Origin of the sequence: Saccharomonospora iraqiensis subsp. iraqiensis (assembly GCF_000430445.1) — a bacterium.
Lineage (GTDB): Bacteria > Actinomycetota > Actinomycetes > Mycobacteriales > Pseudonocardiaceae > Saccharomonospora > Saccharomonospora iraqiensis.
Map to the genome: position 1 here is coordinate 1,731 of NZ_KE387049.1, position 3,792 is coordinate 5,522.

The 3,792-nt window shown below is 71.0% G+C and carries 3 protein-coding genes; 1 reads left to right on the plus strand and 2 read right to left on the minus strand.

The window, feature by feature from the left end:
• On the minus strand, positions 1-2,091 hold a 2,091-nt coding region (locus ACTIR_RS21545; protein WP_084789303.1), incomplete at its 3' end, for a sensor histidine kinase.
• 494 nt (positions 2,092-2,585) lie between these two features.
• On the opposite strand from ACTIR_RS21545, the gene ACTIR_RS0103710 reads away from it, so the two are divergent.
• On the plus strand, positions 2,586-2,798 hold the full coding sequence (locus tag ACTIR_RS0103710; RefSeq protein WP_026453264.1) for a hypothetical protein: 213 nt from the start codon (positions 2,586-2,588) through the stop codon (positions 2,796-2,798).
• 6 nt (positions 2,799-2,804) lie between these two features.
• On the opposite strand, the gene ACTIR_RS0103715 is transcribed toward ACTIR_RS0103710, so the two are convergent.
• Complete coding sequence (locus tag ACTIR_RS0103715; RefSeq protein ID WP_026453265.1) at positions 2,805-3,674, minus strand: spermidine synthase; 870 nt, start codon at positions 3,672-3,674, stop codon at positions 2,805-2,807.
• Positions 3,675-3,792: the final 118 nt, after the last annotated feature.

A 3,792-nucleotide genomic window follows, 5' to 3' on the forward strand; every position in this document is an offset into this window, starting at 1 on the left:
GTCGTCGGCCGCGTCCGCCGTGGGGACGCCCGGGCCGTCGTGCGAGCCGTTGACCTGCCCGGTCGACTTCGGCAACGACCGGGGCCTGCGGCTGAGCGCGGGGATCGCGCCCCGCTCGGGCGCGTCGCCCTCGGACTTCGAATCGGCCTCGGAGACGCTCTTGCCCTTCTCCGCGACGTCGCTGAGCAGGTCGGCGCGCACCAGCACGATGGCCCGGGTGCCCCCGTAGGCGGACTCCCGCAGGGTCACCGTCAGGCCGTGCTTGGCGGCCAGCCGCGCGACGACGAACAGGCCCAGCCGCGGCTCCTCGGACAGCGCCATGAAGCTGAAGTCCGGCGGGTTGCGCAGCGTCTCGTTCAGCCGGTCGAGCTCCTCCTGCTCCAGCCCGATGCCCTGGTCCTCGACCTCCACGACGGCACCGCGCCCGACCAGCTCGCCGCGCACCTCGACGCGGGACTGCGGCGGGGAGAACGACGTCGCGTTGTCGATGAGCTCGGCGAGCAGGTGCACCAGGTCGCCGACGACCGGCCCGGCGACCGCCGTGGCGGGCAGCTTGCCCATCGTGACGCGCTTGTAGTCCTCGGTCTCGGCGACCGCGCCCCGCACCAGGTCGGTGATCGCGACCGGGTTGCGGAACTGCCTGCCGGGCTGCTCCCCGCCCATGATGATCAGGTTCTCGGCGTTGCGCCGGGCACGGGTGGAGAGGTGGTCCAGCCGGAACAGCATGTCCAGCTGGTCCGGGTCCTCCTGCTTGCGCTCGGCCGCGTCGAGGGCCTGCAGCTGGCGGTGCACGATCACCTGGCTGCGGTGGGCGATGTTGAGGAACACGCGCTGCGTGCCCTCGCGGGTCTTCGCCTCGTCCACGGCGGCGGCGACGGCGGTCTGCTGCGCCTTGTTGAACGCGTCGGCGACCTGGCCGATCTCGTCCTCGCCGTACTCCAGGTAGGACATCTCGTTGGACAGGTCCACCTGGTCACCACCACGGACACGCTCCACCAGGCGCGGCATCTGGTCCTCGGCGATGTCCAGCGTCTCGGCACGCAGTGCCGTCAGCCGGTGGATCAGCCGGTTCGACAGGCGCCACGAGAAGAAGAACGCGGCGGCGGAGACCAGCAGCACGGCCGCGGCGGCGGCGATCGAGGTCGCCAGGGTCTCGTCGGCCTCGTCGACGGCGAGGTTCGTCGCGTCGGTGCTCTGCTGCACGTAGAGGCCCCACAGCGTCGCGCTGACCTCACTCGCGGCCTCACGCCACTGGTCCTCCGGCACCGGCAGGTTGTTCTGGTTGCCCCGGAGGAAGGCGTTCTCCACCGTGAGCAGCGTGTCCCACGCCTCGCTCGAGACGAGCTGGTCGTACTGCCCGCGGACTTCCGGGATCATCTCCGGGACCGCCTGCTCCAGCGCGGAGTGGTAGGCACCGACCTCGCTGATGTAGCTGCGGAACTCCTCCTCGGTGAGTCCGCCGCCGGAGAGGCCGGACGCGGCGAGCGCGTCACCGCGGGACATCGAGTCCGAGGCGGTGAACAGCGGCATCGCCATCAGACGCATGTACGCGGTCTCGGCGCTCGGTGTCTCCCGCGCGACACTGTTCAGACCGTGGACGTACTCGTCGATGATGCCGTTGTAGTACTCGTAGGCCTCCTGCAGGGTGACCGCACCGTTGTCGACCCGCTGCCGGAACCCGGGCAGCCGCTGGACCTGCCGGAACGTCGCCTCGACGCTCTCCACCACGCTCTCCGGCGCGCTGCCGGTGACGTCGTTCAGCGCCTGTGCCTGGCGCTGTGCGGTGGTGTCGGTGGCGGCCCGGGACTCCTGCAGTTGCGCGCCGAGCGAGCGCGAACCGGCGATCTCCTGGAGGGTCAGCCTGCGCTCGGCACGGACGGCGGCGAAGAACCGCCCCGCGGGCTCGGCGGCGTCGTGCACGCTCGTCGCGAACGACCGGACCTGGACCGCGTCGTAGATCAGATAGCCCGAGATCGCCGATCCGGAGAGCAGGAAGACGATGCTGGGCACGAAGGCGATGGCCAGGATCCGGTTCCGGATCGTCGAACGCCCACTGCGTGAGGCGGATCTCGTCTTCAACAACGCGCTCAAGGCCCTTCCAGCGACATGTTCCGTATGGGCCCCCAACCCGTGTCCGGCCCGCCCACACCGCATCGAGCCGACGCTGCGCGGGGAGGCTATTCAGCTCCGCGAGCACGAGTCAATACGACGTCTCGTCGCGGTCCGTGGTGGGACGCGCGGCTCACGGGTGTCGAGGCCCGCCTCATAGGCGAAGATTGTCTGACGGACTCTATGTGCCACACGCCCCCGGGCAAAGCCCGTGTGACATGCATCGTGCGACCCCGGTCGCACTCAACCATCCCGCCGACACCGCACTCACCCGATCGTCGCAGTACAGCGTTGGTGTACACCGTTACCCACCCGAGTGAAGTGTGCGCGAGATCACATCCATGTGTCCGCCGTTCACCGGCCGGACGTCCGGCCACAGTGGCCGGTGATTCCGCGATGCGGATCCCGTGCCGGCGTAACCCTCGGCGCGGGTGCGGCGATACGCCGCACATCCGCACCCGAGGAGGCCGGTGGTCATGCTCCGACGCGCATCCCGCGCCGACACCGCCGAGCGCCTGCTGCTGTTCCTGCTCGCGGCGGCGTTCGCCGGGACGGCGGGGGTGCACGTGTTCCTGGCGGAGGTGACCTCCGCGTGGTGGCCCCTTCCCGTCGCCGGGCTCCTCGCCTCGGCAGCATTCCGGTGTGTCGTCGCGGCGGTGCGGTGGCACGACCACGGGACGCGGGGATGACGGTGGTCAGGACCGTTCGGCGGCGAGCTCCCTGCGGAGGGTGTAGGGCAGCACGCTGCCCGCCGTCAGCGCCTCGGCGTCGAGCGTGCCGGGCCGGTAGGTGAGGTGGGGGAACCGGTCGATCATCCGCGCGGCCGGTTCGGCCACGGCGTCGACCCGGCCGGTGAGGAACGCCCAGTCGAACTCGTCGGAGCCGTAGTAGAACACCGTGCCGAAGACGTCGGTGAACCGCCGGTAGGCACGCCGGAGCATCCCGTTGAGCCACAACGTCGGGCAGCCGACCTGGGAGGTCACCACCCCGCCGGGACGCAGCGCCGAGGCACACAGGCGCAGGAACTCCTCCCCGAACAGCCGGTTGTGTTGGGAGTCGTCCTCCCGCTCGCCGGGCAGGTCGGCGACGACGACGTCGTAGCCCTCGCCGTCGGACGCGGCCGCGCGCACGAACTCCCACCCGTCCGCGTAGTGCACGGTCACCGGCCCCTCGCCGCGCACGGCACGGTCGAGTTCGTCCGGGGTGTAGCCGTAGGGCAGGTGCCGGGCGCACCGCTCGACGACCTCGCGGTCGATGTCGACGTGGTCGACGTGGGTGGCTCCCGCCTCGACGGCCATCGCGCTGATCACCCCCTCGCTGGAGCCGACCGCGAGGACCCGCTCCACACGGTCGGCGAGCAGCAGCGCGGGCACCAGCAGCGCCTCGTGGTAGTGCCGCTGGGCCAGTTCGGTGCTCTGCGGATCGTTGTCACAGAACAGCGAGACACCCTGGGCCGTCCGCGCGATCACGGCGTGCTGATAGGGGGTGTCGGCCTCCCAGAGGACGTCGTCGAGTTCCCACAGCTGGGCCATCCCGCGCGTCAACGGCTCCCGGAGTTCGGACAACTCGCACTCCTCCCGCGTCGTCTCGTGCCTGTGGTTCCGACCGGGTGTGCCCGGGCGGTGGTCCCATCATCGCGCCGACGGCGCCCCGGCGCCGGACGGGGCGGCGGGGGCCGACCGT

Excerpts from the sequence above, each read along its gene's own strand:
- ACTIR_RS0103710 (WP_026453264.1), top strand. The coding sequence starts at position 2,586 with ATGCTCCGACGCGCATCCCGCGCCGACACCGCCGAGCGCCTGCTGCTG.